Origin of the sequence: Pseudomonas thivervalensis, assembly GCF_001269655.1 — a bacterium.
Taxonomy (GTDB): domain Bacteria; phylum Pseudomonadota; class Gammaproteobacteria; order Pseudomonadales; family Pseudomonadaceae; genus Aquipseudomonas; species Aquipseudomonas thivervalensis.
In genome coordinates this window covers 157944-176290 of the sequence record NZ_LHVE01000013.1, presented here as the reverse complement: position 1 = coordinate 176290, position 18347 = coordinate 157944, and the positions used below count along the sequence as shown (strand labels likewise).

Genomic DNA, 18347 nt, shown 5'->3' with positions numbered 1-18347 from the left:
GGTGAGGCTTCAGCATAGGCGTCGTGCCGCGAGGCGTGAAGCGCTGAAAGGGCGGGTTGCGGCGGCGGACGGTAGCGTGGCGACGTGTTGTGCGCATGTCTTGAGTGTATCGGCTTCGACACAAAGGCCGGTATCGTCCATGCTGCGGCAGGGGGGCGGTGAGATTTACCGATCATCGGGTCCCGCAGGGGCGCTCGTTCCGCTACAATGCGCGCCGATTTCGACTTGCCTGAGAGCCCGCTCATGTCCGCCTGCCAGACGCCCATTATCGTCGCCCTGGATTTTCCTACCCGTGACGCCGCCCTGAAGCTGGCCGACCAGTTGGACCCCACGCTTTGCCGGGTCAAAGTCGGCAAGGAACTGTTCACCAGTTGCGCTTCGGAAATTGTCGGGACCCTGCGTGACAAGGGTTTCGAAGTGTTCCTGGACCTGAAGTTCCACGATATTCCCAACACCACCGCCATGGCGGTCAAGGCGGCTGCGGAGATGGGCGTGTGGATGGTCAATGTGCACTGCTCCGGTGGCTTGCGCATGATGGCGGCCTGCCGTGACGTGCTGGACCAGCGCAGTGGCCCGAAACCGTTGCTGATTGGTGTGACCGTGCTGACCAGCATGGAGCGCGAGGATCTGGCCGGCATCGGCCTGGACATCGAGCCCCAGGAGCAGGTGCTGCGCTTGGCGGCGCTGGCGCAGAAAGCCGGCCTGGACGGTCTGGTCTGTTCGGCCCTGGAAGCCGGCGCCCTGAAAGCAGCGCACCCGGCGCTGCAACTGGTGACCCCGGGGATTCGTCCGGCGGGCAGCGCCCAGGACGACCAGCGTCGCATCCTGACCCCGCGCCAGGCACTGGATGCCGGTTCCGACTACCTGGTAATCGGTCGCCCGATCAGCCAGGCTGCCGATCCGGCCAAGGCGTTGGCGGCGGTCGTGGCCGAACTGGCCTGAGCAACCCCTGAAGATCCCTTGATGTGGGAGTGAACCTGTGGGAGCGAGCAAGCTCGCTCCCACAGTGGTTTTTGCACCAGCTCCTATAGTGGGTATGGTCAGACCTTGAGTACGAGTTTCCCGAAGTTCTCCCCACTGAACAATTTGGTCAGCGTCTCGGGGAATGTCTCCAGGCCCTCGACGATGTCTTCCTTGCTTTTGAGCTGCCCCTTGGCCATCCAGCCGGCCATTTCCTGCCCGGCGGCGGCGAACTGCGCGGCGTAGTCCATGACCACGAAGCCTTCCATCCGTGCGCGATTGACCAGCAGCGACAGGTAGTTGGCGGGGCCCTTCACCGCTTCCTTGTTGTTGTACTGGCTGATGGCGCCGCAAATCACCACGCGGGCCTTGAGGTTCAAGCGGCTGAGCACGGCATCGAGGATGTCGCCCCCGACGTTGTCGAAATACACATCCACGCCTTTGGGGCATTCACGCTTGAGGCCGGCGTGGACGTCTTCGTTCTTGTAGTCGATGGCGCCGTCGAAGCCCAGTTCATCCACCAGGAATTTGCATTTGTCGGCGCCACCGGCAATGCCCACCACACGACAACCTTTGAGTTTGGCGATCTGTCCAGCGATGCTGCCCACCGCACCGGCGGCACCCGACAGCACCACGGTCTCGCCAGCCTTGGGCGCGCCGACATCCAGCAGGGCGAAGTAGGCGGTCATGCCGGTCATGCCCAGGGCTGACAGGTAACGAGGCAGCGGCGCCAGTTTCGGATCGACTTTATAGAAACCTCTTGGCTCGCCGAGGAAATAATCCTGCACGCCCAACGCACCGTTGACGTAGTCCCCGACCGCGAACGCCGGGTTGTTCGAGGCAATCACCTGACCGACACCCAGCGCCCGCATCACTTCGCCGATGCCGACTGGCGGAATGTAGGACTTGCCCTCGTTCATCCAGCCGCGCATGGCCGGGTCCAGGGACAGGTATTCGTTCTTCACCAGGATCTGGCCGGCTGCCGGTTCGCCCACCGGGACTTGCTGATAGGTGAAAGTCTCGCGGGTCGCGGCGCCTACCGGGCGTTTGGCGAGCAGGAACTGGCGATTGGTCTGGGCAGTCATGGCTGGCACTCAAGATGAATGAAGTCTTGTTGATAGACCTTCGAAGCGTTTGCCGCAAGGTTTGCTGACATAGCGAATGCAGTTCGATCCAACACAGTGATAGTTCGCCCCGGGGCTTTATCACTGGCGCCCATGAATGCTCAAACGGCAATTGGATAGTGCTGCCGCGCCCTTGGGACCTGTGACTAGACTGGCGTCCTCTCCCGCATTCTTCGAGGAATTGACAATGAGCATGACGTTTTCCGGACAGGTCGCCGTGGTCACGGGTGCCGCCGCAGGCATTGGCCGCGCCACTGCCCAGGCGTTCGCGGCAGAAGGCCTGAAAGTGGTGGTGGCCGACTTGGACGTGGCGGGTGGCGAGGGCACGGTGCAGTCGATTCGTGATGCGGGCGGCGAAGCAGTATTCGTGCGCTGCAATGTCACGCTGGAAAACGATGTGCAACACCTGATGGACGAAGTCACCAGGACCTACGGTCGCCTTGACTACGCCTTCAACAACGCCGGGATCGAGATCGAGAAGGGCAAGTTGGCCGACGGAACCCTCGACGAGTTCGACGCGATCATGGGCGTCAATGTGAAGGGCGTCTGGTTGTGCATGAAGTACCAGTTGCCGTTGCTGCTGGCCCAGGGCGGCGGCGCCATCGTCAACACCGCCTCGGTGGCCGGCCTGGGCGCGGCGCCGAAGATGAGCATCTATGCCGCTTCCAAGCACGCCGTGATCGGCCTGACCAAATCGGCCGCCATCGAATATGCCAAGAAGAAGATCCGCGTGAATGCGGTCTGTCCGGCGGTGATCGACACCGACATGTTCCGTCGTGCCTATGAGGCGGACCCGAAAAAAGGCGAGTTCGCCAATGCCATGCACCCGGTGGGGCGTATCGGCAAGGTCGAGGAGATCGCCAGTGCCGTGCTGTACCTGTGCAGCGACGGCGCGGCATTCACCACCGGCCATTCCCTGGCGGTGGACGGTGGCGTTACCGCGTTCTGAGGACCTTTCCCTTAGCTTGTAGGACAAAGCCCGCAATGGTTGCGGGCTTTTTCTTTGGAGGGCGGAAAACCTTCGGAGGGGCCTATCAATGTGTTTCAAAGGGTGAGAATCGGCGGTTTTGGCGACGTTGTCGTACATCGTTCGGTGGTGGCCTGTGCTTAACTGTTTCCGGAAATAAAACAAACGCTTAGGAGCTTGGTTACTCATGGAGTTGAGAATCGACCGGCAGGCCTTGGTGCCTGTCGTGCAGCAAATCGTCGACGCGCTGACCGGCTGGATCCGACAGGATGCGGTGCAACCGGGGACTCGCCTGCCGTCCGTTCGCCAACTGGCGCGACAGAACCTGCTCAGCCAGTCCAGTGTCAATGAAGCCTGCTTGCGCCTGGTTGCCCAAGGCCTGTTGGCATCCCGGCATGGCTCCAGCTTTTTTGTCGCGCCACCTCCTTCCTCCGGGCATGTGCCCGCTGGCCAGGAACGGCAGCAAGGCAATCTCGCGGAGGACGGTGACGACCGCCAATGGGCGTTGAAGCTGGGGTGTGGCGGGTTGCCCGAGAGCTGGCGTGAAAGCGATGACCTGGGCTATGCGATCCGTCAGGTCACCCGCACCGATATGGCAGGGTTGTTCAACTACAGTACGCCGCTGGGGCTGCCCGCCCTACGTGAACAAGTGTCCAGGCGCTTGAAGCAGTTCAATATCGAGGCCGATCAAAACCTGATCCTGACCACCACCGGGGCGACCCATGGGCTGGACCTGATCGTACGCACGCTGCTGGAGCCGGGCGCCTGCGTGGTGGTGGAAAGCCCGGGTTATCCAAACCTGTTCGACTTGCTCAGGTTGTACAAAATCAAAATGGTCGAGTTGCCCAGGACCCCGCGCGGCCCGGACGTCGATGCGCTGCAGGGCTTGTTGGAGACGCACCGGCCCAGTGCGCTGTTCGTCAACAGTGCCTGCCACAACCCGACCGGCAGCAACCTCGTCCCGGCGGTGGCCCAACGGCTGTTGCAACTGGCCAGGCAACACGCCGTACTGGTGATCGAAGACGATGCCTATGGCGACTTTCAGAACTCGGCGCGGACCCGACTGGCGGCCCTGGATGCCGAGGTGGTCTATGTGGGCAGTTTTTCGAAAACCCTGAGCAGTTCGTTGCGTGTCGGTTTTGTGGTGGCCGGGCCGTCAGTCATCGCGCGCCTGAGTGACGTCAAGGGGGTCACCAGCATGGGCGGGTCGCGGTTCTGTGAATCGGTCCTTGCCAATCTCCTGGCCAATGGGGCCTATCGCAAACTGGTCCAGCGCCAGCGACAGCGTTTGGGCGTCGATACGGCGGCGCTGTTGCAGGTGTTGGAGGATGCCGACTGGGAGGTCTTTGGCAAGCCGGCCGGTGGGCTTTTCATCTGGGCAAGACCGCCCATCAGTGACTACGCTGGATTACAGCGTCTGGCCAAGCGGTTCGGTGTGCAGCTGTCTTCGCCTACGGCCTTCAGCCCCTCGGGCGCACACAGCGACTGGCTGCGAATCAACGTGGCTTATGCCCGTGACCCCAGAGCGCAGGGTTTTTTCCGGTCCGCGGCTCTGGATCGACCTCAAGTGTCCTGAAAACGACGCGGCTGTAGCTTTTTGCCATTATTCCGACGCCAGCATCTTGTGCTGCAGGGCGTCTCGTTGCGAATCTGCGATCAACACACACTGGCAGAGGACTGAGCGCAATGATTTCGGCCGTGCAAGGACGTTTTGCCAACCTGGGTATGGCAAAAAAACTGGGTATCGGATTTGTCCTGGTGCTGCTGTTGACCGCTGTGGTCGCGGCCATCGGCGTCTGGTCCCTGCAGACCATCAGCTCTCGCTTCGATGGCCTGAAACAGATGTCGTCGCTCAACAGCGGGTTGCTCAAGGTCCGGCTGCTGGAACAGGAATACGCTTCGCGCTCCGACCCCAAGACGGCCGATGCGCTGCGCCAGGGTGTCGACGGGCTGTTGGCCCTGGCGATCGAACTCAAGGCGCAGTCGGCGGCCAACGTGCCGGTGATGAACGATGTGGAGCAAGCGCTGGCCGCCTACCGCAAGGCCTTTGACGAATTTGTCGGGTTGAGCCAGAGCAAGGACCTGGCGCTGGAAATGGCCAGTTGGTCGGTGTCCAGCGTGGCCAATAACCTCGATGTGCTGCAGGCCGGGCTGGCGGATGACGGCACCTATACGTTGAAAGACTCCGAAGGCAAGGAAGGGGCCGAGTTTATCGAGCAGGCCAATCAGATCAGCGAAGTATCGCGGTTGATGTTGCAGGCCATGAACGAAGCGCGGGTTCGCTTGGACCAGAGCCGCAAAGGCAATGTCGAGGGCGCCGGAGAAGGCAGCATCGAACAGGCCGAGCAGGCGATGAAACAGGCCGAAGCGCTCAAGGCCACGGTCAAGGACCCGGGTTACCAGACCGTGCTGAACGAAGTGGCTGGGCATATCGCCGGGTTCAACGCGCAATTGGCCGAATACACGGGTCTGTTGGCGAAGGAAAAAATCGTCTACCAACAACTGCACGAGCGTGCCGACCAAGTGGTGGCGCGGGTCGACCAGGCCTTCAGTGCCGAAGACCAGGCCATGCAGACCGAACTGAAGAAAAACTCGCTGCTGATCATCGGGTCGTCGGCCTTGGCGTTGCTGGTGGGGTTGATCGCGGCGTGGGTCATCACCCGGCTGATCGTGACGCCGCTGCGCAGTGTCATTCGGGTTGCCCAGCGGATCGCGGCGGGTGACTTGAGCGCTACGGTCGAAGTGACGCGCCGGGACGAGATCGGCCAATTGATGCTGGCCATGCAACAGATGGGCGCCGGGCTGAGCGGTATCGTCAGCGGCCTGCAGGCGGGTATCGAGCAATTGGCCAATTCGGCCCAATCATTATCGGCGGTGACCGAGCAGACCAACCTGGAAGTCAGCAGCCAGAAGGAGGAAACCGAGCAGGTCGCCACGGCCATGAACCAGATGACCGCCACCGTGCACGATGTGGCGCGCAACGCCGAAGAAGCGGCGCAAGCGGCCCAGACGGCCGACGACAAGGTCGAAAGCGGCCAGCAGGTGGTGCGCCAGAGCATGGTGCGCATCGAGCAATTGGCCGATTCGGCCACGTCGGCCAGTTCCAGTATTGAAAGCCTCAGCGCCGAGATCCAGAACATCGGCACGGTGTTGAGTGTGATCAAGAGCGTGGCCGAGCAAACCAACCTGTTGGCGCTCAATGCCGCTATCGAGGCGGCCCGGGCCGGGGAGCAGGGCAGGGGCTTTGCGGTCGTGGCCGATGAGGTGCGAGCCCTGGCCAGGCGTACGCAACAGTCCACCGAGGAAATCGAACGGCTGGTGAGCGCCCTGCGTTCAGCGGCCCAGGCTTCCGTGCAGCAGATCCAGAGCAGCGGCGAGTTGGTTAAGATGGCGGTCAGCGACGCGCTGCAGACCGAGAGCGCCTTGGGCAGCATTGCCGCGGCCGTGTCGTTGATCCAGCAGATGAACCAACAGATCGCCGCCGCAGCCGAGCAGCAGAGCTCGGTGGCCGAAGAGATCAATCGCAGCGTCACCAGCATTCGCGCCAGCGCCGATCAATCGTCCCTGGCGATGCGCGGCAATGCCGCTTCCAGTATCGAGCTGGCCCAGTTGGGGGTTGAGCTGAAAGGGATGGTGGGGCACTTCAGGTTGTGACTAAAACGACGGAGACGCTTGTGGCTGAGCTGTAGGAGCTGACGAGTGCAACGAGGCTGCGATCTTTTTGACTTTCGGTTGAGACTCAAGCGTTACCGGAAAGATCGCAGCCTCGTTGCACTCGTCAGCTCCTACAGGGTGCAGCTCCGCTGGTCGGTGTGGCGTTTCGGTATCTGACAATGAATCCTCAGTCGTAGACCTTCTTCTTCTTCCACTCGTCGTTTATTTCGTCGTCCTTCAAGCCTTCGGTCAACTGGTTGACCTCGCCCTCGACTGGCTGGGTGCTGGCCAGGACCTGGGCATTGGCGCGGGCCAGGAGTTTTTCCAGGTAGGCCAGTTGTTCGGCGTAGACCTGCGGTTCCTGTTGCTTGCGCAGGTACTGCACACCGCGCTCGAAGGCCAGGCGGGCTTGCCCGGGCTGTTCTTGCTGCAAGGCTTGCTGGCCGAGGTTGTTGAAGAACTCGATGTGCAGCAGCACCAGGATATGTCGTACTTCACGAATCCAGCGCTTGGCTTCGTTGGGCGGCAGGAAACCGTCCTGGGCGGCACGGGTGATCTGGCCATGCAAGGCTTCGAGCAGGAAACGGACGTCCTTGGCCTTGGCTTCGGTCTGGATCGGTGCCGGCGGATTGTTCACCGGGATCGATTCGCCCTGGGCGGCCAATGCGCTCAACTCGTCCAGGCGTGCCTTGACTGCCGAATTGGTTTTTTCCAGGTTCAGCAAGCGCTGGCAGACATTCAACTCAAGGCGCGTCATCAACAACTTCAGCGCCGGAGTCATCAACTGCCCGGGGAAGGTTTCGGTGAGTTCGCCACAGCGACGCATGCGGTCGTTGAGTTCTACCCTGGTGCGGACCTTTTCCAGCTTGTTGTTTTCCACCACGTGGTTCATGTAGCCAATGGCGATCAACAGGGCGATCCCGGCTACGACGAGCAGGGTGATCATGAGTGGTGTCACCGGTAAGACCTCTTTATTGTGGTACGCATGTCATGAGTGTAGTGGCTTGGCTTTTAAGCGCATAGGCCCGAGCGACGCGATTAGACGGGCGTCGTGCTGTTTATAGGAAGCACAATTCGGTGGGAGCACATTGCCATCATTTGCCGAGGGCACTATAGCGTCTCGGCGAACGCCAGAATATAGGCGTCAGAGACCGGACGAGCAAAATCCCCGGATTGCCCCCCAAAGCAGGCGAAGTCATTGATTTAAATAAATTTATATCTGGGGGTTGACGACCCTTCAATCCATCCATAGAATGCGCGCCACTTACAGCGTAAAGCACTCAGCCAAACGCAGTAAGCAGTGAATGTTGTACGTGTGTCCCCTTCGTCTAGTGGCCTAGGACACCGCCCTTTCACGGCGGTAACAGGGGTTCGAGTCCCCTAGGGGACGCCAATGCGGGAATAGCTCAGTTGGTAGAGCACGACCTTGCCAAGGTCGGGGTCGCGAGTTCGAGTCTCGTTTCCCGCTCCAATTTTAAACAGCGTTGCTTTCGGGCAGGGCTGAGTGAAACCAGAGCCGACATCTTCGGATGCGGATTTGGGCACTGAAATACACACCATGTATTTCAGTTAGCGTGTCCCCTTCGTCTAGTGGCCTAGGACACCGCCCTTTCACGGCGGTAACAGGGGTTCGAGTCCCCTAGGGGACGCCATTTGCGGGAATAGCTCAGTTGGTAGAGCACGACCTTGCCAAGGTCGGGGTCGCGAGTTCGAGTCTCGTTTCCCGCTCCAAATTCAAAAAAACGCCGCTCATATGAGCGGCGTTTTTTTTGTGCGTGAAAAGGCCCTTCAGCGCTCTTGTGTCTATAACGAGCGATTTTCGTTGTCTGAGGAGGCTGGCGGTGCTTTACCTTAATAATGAAGGTGAAGTGAAACGACTTCATGCAAAACTTAAGGAAAAACCTTAAGGAAGATTAATAGTTCATTCCTAAAAAAAATCACTTCTCCTAACCTTCCAGTACCCATTCTGGAGGCGCACTTATGCTGATTTTTGTTAAATCGATGGTCATTGGGCTTTGCATAGCAGCCCCGGTGGGGCCCATTGGGCTGTTGTGCATACAGAGAAGTCTCATGCAGGGATGGAGGGCTGGTTTCGCGACGGGATTGGGAGCGGCCACCGCCGATTCGATCTATGGATTCATCGGGGCCCTGGGGGTCACGGCCATTATCGCGACGCTTATCAGCTTCAAACCTTGGTTGTGTATTTTTGGCGGGCTATTCCTCGCCTACATTGGCTATCAGACCATACGATCGAAGGGCGGCGCGACCGCCATGGCGGGTGAGCGTGCCAACATGTTCAACGCCTACTCGACCACGCTGTTCCTGACCCTGTCGAACCCCATGACCATCTTGTCGTTTATCGCGATATTTGCTGCGTTGAGTGATGGCATGGCCAGTGACCAAGGCGGCCAGCACGCCTTGTTGCCGATGGTGACCGGTATATTCCTGGGCTCGGCTGCCTGGTGGCTGGGGTTGAGCGGGTTCTCCTCCATTTTCAAGGCGCGGATTGCCGAATCGAAGCTAAGGCTGATCAACTATCTCTCAGGGGCGACCATCACTGTTCTGGGGGCTTACCAGGTCGCCACGGGTGTCATGCTGGCTACGGCAACCTGATCACGAAAAGAGGTCCTACTGCAGTCTGGACTCAACATACGCCCTGAATCGGCCTATGGCTTGGGTGACGCCTGAGGCGGTGGCATTGCTGAATGAAAGTCTGACTTGGTTAGCCGCCTCATTCGTCAGCGAAAATAAAGTGGTAGGAAATACGATTACCTTGAACTGCTGGGCGCATTCGCGCATTTCAGATTCTCCAAAGGCGAAAGGCAACTGCATATTGATGAAGAAGCCGCCTGCCGGGTGATTCCAGCTGACCCTTCTTTGGGCGTCGACCTTGAATGGAAATTCACGCTCAAGGCATTCAAGCATGTGGTTTCTTTTGTTCGTATAGGACAACACCCTGGGCTGGTTCAGCCCTTTCAGCGAATACTCGTTCTCGATCAGCAAGCCGGCGACGACCGCTTGGCACAGGGCAGGGGTGTTGACGGTGATCAGGCTTTTGGCCTTACACAACCTTGTGCTGAACGACGTGACCCCGGCGCCCTCTGGGGCGACCACATAACCCATGCGCAAGCCCGGAAAAATGGATTTGGCAAAGGAGCCCAGCAAGAACACCCGACTGCTGTCGATGGACTTCATGGACGCAATGGCCGCGCCTTCATACCTGAAGTAGCGGTAGGCCGTGTCTTCAAGGATGAAAAAGTTCTTTTCATTGGCCAAGGACAGCATGGCTTTCCTGGCGTGATAGGACAGGCTGTCGGCGGTCGGATTGCTGAAGTCCGGAACGGCATAGAGTGCTTTGGTTTTTTCTCCTCTGGATTCAAGTTCTTCAATGATTGTGCGCAGGGCGGTCGGATCGAGAAAAGCCGCCATGGGGACCGGGACTATTGTTATGCCCAGCAGTTTTGCGATGCCGGTGATCCCGGAAAACACCGGGTCAGGCACCAATAAAACCCCACCGCTTTCAAAAATGGACAGGAGCGTCAAGGTACAAGCTTCCTGAAACCCCAGGCACACCACGATGCTTTCAGGGTTGGAGACGGTTATCCCTTCATCCACCTGCAAATGGGTGGCGATGGTTTCATTGATGATTCCGGCGGTTTTTCCATATTGGCAAAGCAGCGTCGCCAGGGATTGCTCGGTGCCGGCAATGTAATGCTTGTATTGGGCCAGGCCCCTGTCGATGAGCGACGGGTCGCACTGCTGGTCATCGGGTCGACCGGAGGCCAGTGAAATCGCCTCCGGGTTTTCCTGGGCGATGGAATTCAGAAGGTGGATAACGTTCAGGATGGGGTCTTCGAATAGTGTGTTTTCGAATGCGCTGGACACTTTTTTCTCCATAAAAAAAGCAACGAGCCAGTGAAGGCTCGTTGCTCGTGATGACACTGTTACGCAGGATCGAGAGCGCTTTTCTGGTCGACCTTGCTTTCCATGGTTTCGAATGCCTGTAGCAGGTCCTCCTTGAGGTCTTCCAGGTCCTCCAGGCCAAAGCACAATCGAACCAGGCCTTTCTCGATGCCCATGTCAGCTTTTTCCTGATCCGTCATCGAGGCATGGCTGCCACTGAAGGGCTGGGCGACCATCGAAGTCACGCAGGCCATTCCGGTGCCCGTGCCAAACCATTTGAGCGCGCTGGTGAATGTTTTGTAAAAGGGCACCAGGTCCGGCCGAATATCAACAAACACAATGCCGCCATAGCCGGTCAATTGCTTGCCATCGATGCGTGGGTAATAGACATGCTCGATGAAAGGCAACTCACGCAGATAATTGAGCATGCTTGCTGTCGTCTGGCTGTGCTTTTCCATGCGCAGGTTGAACGTCTGCATGCTCCTGCGCAGCAACCAGGCGCTATTGGGCGTCAGTATCGTGCCTGAATAAAAGCGGCCCTCAAGGAGACGGTTGTAAATCGTCTCGTTGTTGACCAGCACCAGGCCGCCCATGACATCGCTGTGTCCAGAGAAGTATTTGGTTGCGCTGTACAGGGAAATGTCCGCACCAAAATTCAACGGTTTCTGGAATATTGGTGTGGCCCAGGTATTGTCCACGACCACCAGGGCCTGCGGGTTGTTCTGTTTGACGGCCCTGCTGACCGCGTGGATATCGATGTCTTTCAAAAACGGATTGGTCGGCGTTTCGAAAATGACCATGTCGACATTCGCCGGCAAGGCCTTCAACCCCTCTGCGGTGGTGAGATCCAGAATCGTCAGGTGTGCGCCGATACGTGCCGCATAGCGCTGGAACAATTTATAGGAGCAGCCATAAATGTATTTGTTGATGACCAGCGAAGCGCCCGGCTTCAATAGTTCCAACACCATATAGATCGCGCTCATCCCGGTGCTGTAGGCCAGGGCATATTCGCTGCCCTCCAGGGACGCGACGACCTGCTCCAATTCAGTCACATTGGGGTTGGCTTTCCTTGAGTAGAAGAAGGCCGAGTCCGCGTTGAACGCACTGCACTGATAAATAGGCGTTACCGAAGGGTGAGCGTCCCGGTCATCCACCTTGATATGAAGTATTTCAGTAGATGCCTTCATGCTTGGCTGACCAGTTTGATGACCTGTTCATACATGTTCTGCTTGCCCTCGTAACCGACGGTTGGGGTGATGTCATTTTGCGAAATGCCAATCTCTTCAATCGACTCTGTCGGGAAGTGAGCCCTGTCGAAGACTTCATGAAGGTTCGAGTTCACGCCGTGGGGGAGCCAGACCTCAGGGCCGGTTTCATCGATGCGCGCCTTGGCAATGATGAATCGATAGCTTTCATGGGGCCGCAAGGTCAGTGATTTCCACCCGCTGTTATGCCCGTCCGTATAGTTGCGTCGCAGGTAGACCGTCTGTTCGAAGTCCTCGGTATTCAGCACTTGGGCGTGCAGCGACACGATGTCCCCGTGCCATTCGAACTTGCGCTTCTCATATGCGCTCAATGCGTCCTCGCGCAGCTCGACAGGGGCGTATGCCTGGTGTTCACCGAGCAATTTGAAATGCGCATCGTGCCCGCATTGAGAGCAGCAGCCCTTGCTGTCCAGTCCGATGATTTCAGCGTTCAAGCCATAGCGGGTGACGAGCAGGGCGTTACAGTGGTTGCAACTGGTATTGGTCCCTTCGACATCATTCACGTTACCCAGGTAGACGTGCTCGACGCCCATGCTCCGCGCCACGTCCCGAGCCTTCAGTAACCTGTCCACAGGGGTACGGATGCTGTTGCTCATTTTGTAATCGGGGTGAAACCTGACGAAGTGCAGCGGTACGTTCGGACCCAGTTCATCCAGGACCCACTGACTGATTTTCCGGGCTGTCTCTTCGTCATCGCTGATGTCAGTCACCATCAAGGTACTGACTTCGACGTATTTGCCGGCGTCATAGACTTTCTTGATACCCGCCAGGACGGGCTCTACCCAGCCGGTGGTGACCTTGCGGTAGTACTCCGGGGAGATGGATTTGAGCGAAATCGAGAAGATATCGATGACCGGCAATAATTCATCAATGGCCTCTTCACTGATGAAGAACGCCGATTTATAGAGGTTGATCAGGCCTGCTTCCTTGGCCAGCTTTGCCGTGTCGAGGATGAATTCATGCCAGACGACGGGATCGTTATAGGTCCAGGAAATGACCCGTATGCCGTGTTTGAGTGCGGTTTCCACTACCTGCTCGGGGGTGTAGTAGTAAACGTCCTTGTCGGTGACGTACTTGGCCTGCGATGTCTTCCAGTTGTGACAGTAACCGCAGTTGAGCATGCAGCCGATATTGCCCAGGGACAGAATCCGCTCGCCGGGGGCAAAGTGGAAAACGGCTTCGGTTTCAATCGTCTCTTCCGTGCTGTGGACGCCCTTGCCGTAGTTCAATGTAACGAGCCTGCCGCCTCGGTTTCCGCGCACTTTGCAAAAACCGACCTTGCCCTCCTGTATGACACAATTGCGCGGGGAAAGATGACACTTCACGGCGCCCCCGGGAAGTATTTCTTCCAGTTTTGCCGGGCTGCTTTCCAAGGTCCAGTTTTTATTTTTTGTGGTGTCCATCTTTCACTCCTCATCACGGAAGTTGCCATCAATGGCATCGGTTTAAAAAATCGAGGCGAAACAATCCTGCTGCCCTGCAGGGCAGTCGTCTTTATTGGTTATTAGTAAGCGGATGAAGCACTCGTCAACCCATAGTTCTTGAGTGCAAAGCGCTTGGCATTCATATCCATGAAAGGTTGAATAAGCGGGCCGATCACCAGCAGGAATGCAATCGTTCCTATACCAAAGGGCCCGCCTAAAAGCCAACCGCTGGAAAAGATGCCGATTTCAATGATCATTTTGGCTTTGGTGAATGACCAGTTCCATTTGGATACCATGGTCAATACCACCAGGTCCATGATCCTGATGCCAATACCGCTCATGATGATCAATGCGGATGAATAGGCACATAACATCAGCCCCGAGGCCAATAACGCATACTCATTCATTCTGACGATCAAGTACTCTCCAAGCCCCAGCCACGACCACAGATCAATCAATAGCCCGGTCAGGGTCGTGGTAATGAAGGGGCTTATCGGCGGGTATTTTTTGTTCCAGAGCATCCACCAGGTCAGGAAGAACAGCGACACGATCGCCGAACAAACACCCATGCCGAGCATAAGTATCTTATCGATCGAGATGATCAAGACGTCTAACGGATCGGTGCCCAGTTGACTGATGATGAAACACTTGGCGCCCAGCGAAAAGAAACTGACGCCCATCAGGTACATCAGTAACTGATCTTTCTTGAAGTGTCGGAGACTTAGGACTTGCGTGCCAATGTGCTGAATCAACGGGTGAGGCTTTTTTCCACACTTTTTCTTTTCATCTTCCATGCGAACACCATCCCTGGAGAGAATATTTTATTATGAGTGCGTCACGCGAAAGAGCAGGGCTATTGATTGCCCGGATTCTTTTCAGGTTTTTCAGGCTGGAAATAGACTAGCGCGCTGCTTTATTTTGGTGCATGCTTTTTTTAATGAAAAATGCGGGCTTTTCATTAAAATTTATACTTTTAACCGGGGAAAACGCACATGGATCGTATAGACGTCAAAATCCTGGGTAAGGTACAGGACTGTGGTCGCATTTCTATCACAGAGCTTTCCAAGCACGCGGGTCTTTCCATTCCTGCCACCAATGACAGGTTGCGCAAACTTGAAGACGCCGGGGTCATCAAGGGCTATTGCGCTCAGTTGGATCCCACCAAACTGGGCTACGGCATATCGGCTGTCGTCGGTATCACGACACTCAAGCCGGCAAAAGCCAAATTGATCGCGACGCTCACCGACATACCCGAAGTCGTCGAGTGCCTGCACATCACGGGTAACGACTCCTATCTGATCCGGATCTATGCCAGGTCCATGGCTGAGATCGAGGACATCATTGCGAAAATCAACGCGTACGGCGAGACGCGCACCAGCATCGTCCTGTCCATCCCTATCGAGAGAAGAAAACTCGCCCCGTGAGCCTGAATATCAACCCTCAAGGCTGTGCACCAGATGCTCAATCGCTTCCAAGGCCGCCTCATCCGGAGGCTCCGGTGCAGGACTCGCGCTGCGCATCTGGTACGCGAGACGGTACTCGCTGGGCGTGCAACTGGCGTACTGCTTGAAGGCGCGGGCGAAGTAGGACGGGTCCTTGAAGCCGGCCTCATAGCCGATGCTGGTGATCGGCATCTGGCTGTTGTCGAGCAGTTCCTTGGCGAAGCTCATGCGTTTGTTCAGCACGTAGTCGGTGAAGCCGAGCCCATTGGCTTCCTTGAACACCCGGCTGAAGCGAAACGTGGTCATGCCGCAGCGCTTGGCGAGGTCGCGCTGATCGATGCTGTCGCGAAAATGCTGGTCGATGTACAGCATGATGTGGCTGAGGGCCTGGTGTTTCTGGTGCCCGGAGGTCAGGCGAATGCTGTCCGGAAGGGTCGGGGAGTGGTCGATCTGCGAGGTTCTTCCCCGGCCACTGGCATTGCGGCGCAGCTCGCACAGCTGGGCCACGGCCGTGAGGTAGCGCTTTCGCTCGGCGACCGACAGGGGCAGCACCATGTATTCCCAGACGCTGGAGCGCATCGCCCACACCGCCAGTTCCTCTGAATGCTGCACGGTGAACATGGTGATGGGGGTGCCAGGAACGGTCCGCTTGATTTCCAACAGGCGTCGCAGGCCCGGCGTGTCCGGGCGGTCGAAATGGATGCAGATCATGTCGACCTGCTCCGCGCTGGGCAGCATGGCGTTTTTTGCCAGCGTGCAGTCGCAGGTGTCCAGGAACTGGGAGATGAGCTCCTGGCTGGACCGATCATGTGTCAGATCGAACCATAACAGCTTTGGCTTTCCAGTCGGATTGGGTGCCATAGGACGACTACTCACAGGTTCTTTCTGCCCTTTAGCTAGCAGTATTGTCACTGTGCTATCACTTCGCCGAATAATTTTTAATAAAAATCCAGTTCCTTAGCGTCATCCCCTCGCGGAACGCCTGTTTCTGACTGATGCAGGGGGGATTTCTCCTTCCGGAGCCTCTCCCATCCGGCGCAAAAAAATCCTAGCGATGTGCAAAATCCTCCTAACGGCAATGACCACCCGCTGACTAGGGTTGCATCAGGCAGTTCGCAATGTACTGCCTCTTGAGAAAACAACCCCAATGAGGTGTGCGAAATGACTCTTCAAACAATCAAGGCTTCGGTACTGAAGTTCGCCAAAGATGAAGACGGCCTGACCATTGTGGAATACGCCGTGGCCGGTGGGTTGATCACCGTATTGGTGGCTGCCGCGTTTGTGCTGCTGGGCGGTGCGGTGAACACCAAGATCCGTGCGCTGTGCCAGGCGGTCAACGGCAACGTGGCCTGCTGACAGCCGCCACTTGCAGTGCAGGGGACACGGTGACTCTCAAGGAATAACGTTTGCGACTCTTTTGCAGTGAGTACAACCAATCCATCAAATGGACTTCGCGCTGTCCCCTCAATCAAGTTCGTAGCAGTACTTCTTCTCAGCGTGAGGTATCCGAAATGACTCTCCAGACAATCAGAACTTCGATCGGCAAGTTCGCCAAAGATGAAAACGGCCTGACCATCGTTGAATACGCGGTGGCGGGTGGCTTGATCACGGTGTTGGTAGCGGCGGCATTCGTCCTCCTGGGCGGCGTCGTGGATACCAAGATCCGGGCGCTGTGCCAAGCCGCCAATGGCAACGTCGCCTGCTAACGATAACCACACTAGGGAGACGCATCATGTCCATGGAATTGCTGGTGTCGACGGTACTGCTGGTAGGACTGCTGGGTGTGGCGGTGGTGAGCGACCTGCGTCGCCATCGCATCCCCAATACGCTGGTCCTGGTGGGCCTTGCCCTGGGGTTGGCCGGCCAGGTTTATACCGGCGGGATCGGTGGCTTGGGCGACGGCCTGCTGGGCATGCTGATCTGTTTCGGGTTGTTCCTGCCCATGTACGCGGTGGGTGGCATGGCCGCCGGTGACGTCAAGCTGATGACCATGGTCGGCAGCTTCCTGCCTTTTCACTACGCACTGTGGGCGGCGCTGTTCAGCCTGATCGCCGGCGGTGTGTGCGGTTTCCTGATTGTCTTGGCCCGCGGCCAACTGCTCCAGACCCTGGGACGCTACTGGTTGATGGTGCGAGCCCAGTCCTACCTGGCGCCGACGTCGGACGAAGTGGCCGGCAAACCCTTTCCTTATTCGATTGCGATCCTGATCGGCACTTTGAACAGCGTCTACTGGCAACTGGTTGCCGGCGGCTGGGGAGTCTAGTCATGCACGTCATCAACGATAGCGATGCCTACCCCAGCGAGCGGGAAGCGGTGCAACGCCTGGCGCCACAGCCCTGCACCATTCGCGACACCGGCTTGAGCGACAGCTTCCTGGGTGAACTGGTGTGCAAGCACCTGCACGACGCCGGTGTGCTGGACATGTCGCGGCTGGTGGAGCGCCTGGCCCTGACCGGCGCGGTACTGGAAGAAGTCCTGGCGTTCCTGCGCAAGGACGGTCGCGTCGAAGTGCTGGGCCAGTTAGGACAAAGTGGCGGGCAGACGCTGCGTTATGGCCTGACCGAGCGCGGCCGCAGTTCGGCGCGTGACGCCCTGTCCCGTAGCGGCTACATCGGCGCGGCGCCGTTCCCGGTGAGCACCTATCGCTCGCTGATCAAGATCCAGACCATTCACCATGGCCGCATCACCGCCAAGGACATGCACCAGGCCCTGGCCGGCCTGGTGCTGAGCCAGGGCATGCTCGACCAATTGGGCGTTGCCCTGAATTCCGGGCGGGCGATCATGATCTACGGCCCGGCGGGCACCGGCAAAACCTACGTCAGCAGTCGACTGATCCGGCTGTTCGCCGAAGCAATCTGGGTGCCCCATGCCATTGTCATCAACGAGTCGGTGATCGAGATCTACGACCCACAGGTGCACCAGCGCCTGGACGACAACGGCCAAACCAACAACCTGATGCTCAACGAAGGCATCGACCGCCGGCTGCTGTGCTGCAAGCGCCCGATCGTCATCACTGGCGGCGAGCTGAGCATGGAGCAGCTGGATGTGCGCTACGACCCGTTCACCCGGCAATACCAGGCAGCGTTGCAGCTCAAGGCCAGCAATGGCCTGTTCATCATCGATGACATGGGCCGCCAGCGCATGGCCCCGGCCGAGTTGCTCAACCGCTGGATCGTGCCGATGGAGGAGAAGCGCGACTTCATCAACCTGGGCGGCGGCCGCCATTGCGAGTTGCCATTCGATCTGGTGCTGGTGTTTTCCACCAACCTCAATCCCCTCGAATTGGCCGACGAGGCCTTCCTGCGGCGCATTGGCTACAAAGTGCAGTTCGGCTACCTCAAGCCCGAGGATTACGAACGCATCTGGCGCCAGGAGTGCGAACGCCTGGGCATCCCCTATGACCCGCTGTTGGTGCGTTATGTCCTGCAGCGCTTGTATGCCGGCGAAGGCATGCCGCTGGTGCCTTGCCATCCCCGTGACCTGTTGAACATGGCGCTCGACCGCCAGCGTTACCTGGGCGGTTCCGGGCCCCTGTCGCCGCAAGAGCTGGAATGGGCCTGGCACAACTACTTCGTTCAGCTCGACTTCCTTTGATCTGGAGATACCGA

The 18347-nt window shown here is 58.0% G+C and carries 17 protein-coding genes, 4 tRNA genes and 1 pseudogene; 15 read left to right on the top strand and 7 right to left on the bottom strand.

Translation table 11 applies throughout. The features are described 5' to 3' along the window. Window positions 1-243 precede the first annotated feature (243 nt). A complete protein-coding gene (pyrF, locus tag AD659_RS18700) occupies window positions 244-942 on the top strand; it encodes an orotidine-5'-phosphate decarboxylase (RefSeq protein ID WP_063680135.1) in 699 nt (232 codons plus the stop codon). Between the two features lie 98 nt (window positions 943-1040). On the opposite strand, the gene AD659_RS18695 is transcribed toward pyrF, so the two are convergent. Next, window positions 1041-2045, bottom strand: coding sequence for an NADP-dependent oxidoreductase (locus AD659_RS18695; protein ID WP_053123915.1), 1005 nt, complete (start codon window positions 2043-2045; stop codon window positions 1041-1043). A 226-nt stretch (window positions 2046-2271) separates the two neighbouring features. Here AD659_RS18695 and AD659_RS18690 point away from each other — a divergent pair, with 226 nt between their 5' ends. The 4 genes and pseudogenes from AD659_RS18690 to AD659_RS30570 all read left to right on the top strand — a co-directional run bounded on the left by AD659_RS18690 (window position 2272) and on the right by AD659_RS30570 (window position 6705). Further along, window positions 2272-3033 (top strand): SDR family oxidoreductase, encoded by a 762-nt coding sequence (locus AD659_RS18690; RefSeq protein ID WP_053123913.1) that lies wholly within the window; start codon window positions 2272-2274, stop codon window positions 3031-3033. 205 nt (window positions 3034-3238) lie between these two features. Beyond that, window positions 3239-4627: an aminotransferase-like domain-containing protein gene (locus AD659_RS18685; protein ID WP_053123911.1), complete on the top strand. Its 1389-nt coding sequence runs from the start codon at window positions 3239-3241 to the stop codon at window positions 4625-4627. 110 nt (window positions 4628-4737) lie between these two features. Then, window positions 4738-5844 (top strand): annotated as a pseudogene (locus AD659_RS30575) (HAMP domain-containing protein); the annotation flags it as partial. Next, window positions 5824-6705, top strand: coding sequence for a methyl-accepting chemotaxis protein (locus AD659_RS30570; protein ID WP_408003322.1), 882 nt, complete (start codon window positions 5824-5826; stop codon window positions 6703-6705). The pseudogene AD659_RS30575 and the gene AD659_RS30570, both read left to right, overlap by 21 nt. Window positions 6706-6892: 187 nt before the next feature. Here the strand turns inward: AD659_RS30570 and AD659_RS18675 are convergent, their stop codons facing one another. Then, a complete protein-coding gene (locus AD659_RS18675; RefSeq protein WP_053123907.1) occupies window positions 6893-7651 on the bottom strand; it encodes a hypothetical protein in 759 nt (252 codons plus the stop codon). Window positions 7652-8022: 371 nt separating this feature from the next. Between AD659_RS18675 and AD659_RS18670 the strand changes: the two genes are divergently transcribed. The 5 genes from AD659_RS18670 to AD659_RS18650 all read left to right on the top strand — a co-directional run bounded on the left by AD659_RS18670 (window position 8023) and on the right by AD659_RS18650 (window position 9318). Beyond that, window positions 8023-8098: transfer RNA gene (locus AD659_RS18670), tRNA-Glu, on the top strand. A gap of 2 nt (window positions 8099-8100) precedes the next feature. Beyond that, window positions 8101-8176, top strand: a tRNA-Gly gene (locus AD659_RS18665). A gap of 105 nt (window positions 8177-8281) precedes the next feature. Beyond that, window positions 8282-8357 (top strand) — tRNA-Glu (locus AD659_RS18660). A 3-nt stretch (window positions 8358-8360) separates the two neighbouring features. Then, a tRNA-Gly gene (locus AD659_RS18655) sits at window positions 8361-8436 on the top strand. 249 nt (window positions 8437-8685) lie between these two features. Then, window positions 8686-9318, top strand: a complete 633-nt coding sequence (locus AD659_RS18650; RefSeq protein ID WP_053123905.1) for a LysE family translocator — start codon at window positions 8686-8688, stop codon at window positions 9316-9318. Between the two features lie 15 nt (window positions 9319-9333). On the opposite strand, the gene AD659_RS18645 is transcribed toward AD659_RS18650, so the two are convergent. The 4 genes from AD659_RS18645 to AD659_RS18630 all read right to left on the bottom strand — a co-directional run bounded on the left by AD659_RS18645 (window position 9334) and on the right by AD659_RS18630 (window position 14091). Continuing rightward, window positions 9334-10590, bottom strand: coding sequence for an aminotransferase-like domain-containing protein (locus AD659_RS18645; RefSeq protein WP_053124199.1), 1257 nt, complete (start codon window positions 10588-10590; stop codon window positions 9334-9336). A gap of 59 nt (window positions 10591-10649) precedes the next feature. Next, window positions 10650-11795, bottom strand: a complete 1146-nt coding sequence (locus AD659_RS18640; protein WP_053123904.1) for a trans-sulfuration enzyme family protein — start codon at window positions 11793-11795, stop codon at window positions 10650-10652. Continuing rightward, window positions 11792-13276 (bottom strand): AmmeMemoRadiSam system radical SAM enzyme, encoded by a 1485-nt coding sequence (gene amrS / locus AD659_RS18635; protein WP_053123901.1) that lies wholly within the window; start codon window positions 13274-13276, stop codon window positions 11792-11794. Before amrS ends, AD659_RS18640 begins: the two co-directional genes overlap by 4 nt. A 101-nt stretch (window positions 13277-13377) precedes the next feature. Further along, window positions 13378-14091 carry a YczE/YyaS/YitT family protein gene (locus AD659_RS18630; RefSeq protein WP_053123899.1) on the bottom strand — a complete coding sequence of 238 codons (714 nt, stop codon included), beginning with the start codon at window positions 14089-14091 and terminating at the stop codon, window positions 13378-13380. Window positions 14092-14289: 198 nt separating this feature from the next. On the opposite strand from AD659_RS18630, the gene AD659_RS18625 reads away from it, so the two are divergent. After that, window positions 14290-14721, top strand: a complete 432-nt coding sequence (locus tag AD659_RS18625; protein ID WP_053123897.1) for an Lrp/AsnC family transcriptional regulator — start codon at window positions 14290-14292, stop codon at window positions 14719-14721. Window positions 14722-14730: 9 nt separating this feature from the next. Here the strand turns inward: AD659_RS18625 and AD659_RS18620 are convergent, their stop codons facing one another. Continuing rightward, complete coding sequence (locus AD659_RS18620; RefSeq protein WP_053123895.1) at window positions 14731-15600, bottom strand: response regulator transcription factor; 870 nt, start codon at window positions 15598-15600, stop codon at window positions 14731-14733. Between the two features lie 300 nt (window positions 15601-15900). Between AD659_RS18620 and AD659_RS18615 the strand changes: the two genes are divergently transcribed. From AD659_RS18615 to AD659_RS18600, 4 genes are all read left to right on the top strand, one after another. Further along, a complete protein-coding gene (locus AD659_RS18615; RefSeq protein WP_008070254.1) occupies window positions 15901-16095 on the top strand; it encodes a Flp family type IVb pilin in 195 nt (64 codons plus the stop codon). A gap of 155 nt (window positions 16096-16250) precedes the next feature. Then, the gene (locus AD659_RS18610) at window positions 16251-16445 is read left to right on the top strand and encodes a Flp family type IVb pilin (RefSeq protein ID WP_053123893.1); all 195 of its coding nucleotides are present in this window, start codon (window positions 16251-16253) and stop codon (window positions 16443-16445) included. A gap of 26 nt (window positions 16446-16471) precedes the next feature. After that, the gene (locus AD659_RS18605) at window positions 16472-17002 is read left to right on the top strand and encodes an A24 family peptidase (RefSeq protein ID WP_053123891.1); all 531 of its coding nucleotides are present in this window, start codon (window positions 16472-16474) and stop codon (window positions 17000-17002) included. A gap of 2 nt (window positions 17003-17004) precedes the next feature. Next, window positions 17005-18333, top strand: coding sequence for a P-loop NTPase family protein (locus tag AD659_RS18600; protein WP_053123889.1), 1329 nt, complete (start codon window positions 17005-17007; stop codon window positions 18331-18333). Window positions 18334-18347: the final 14 nt, after the last annotated feature.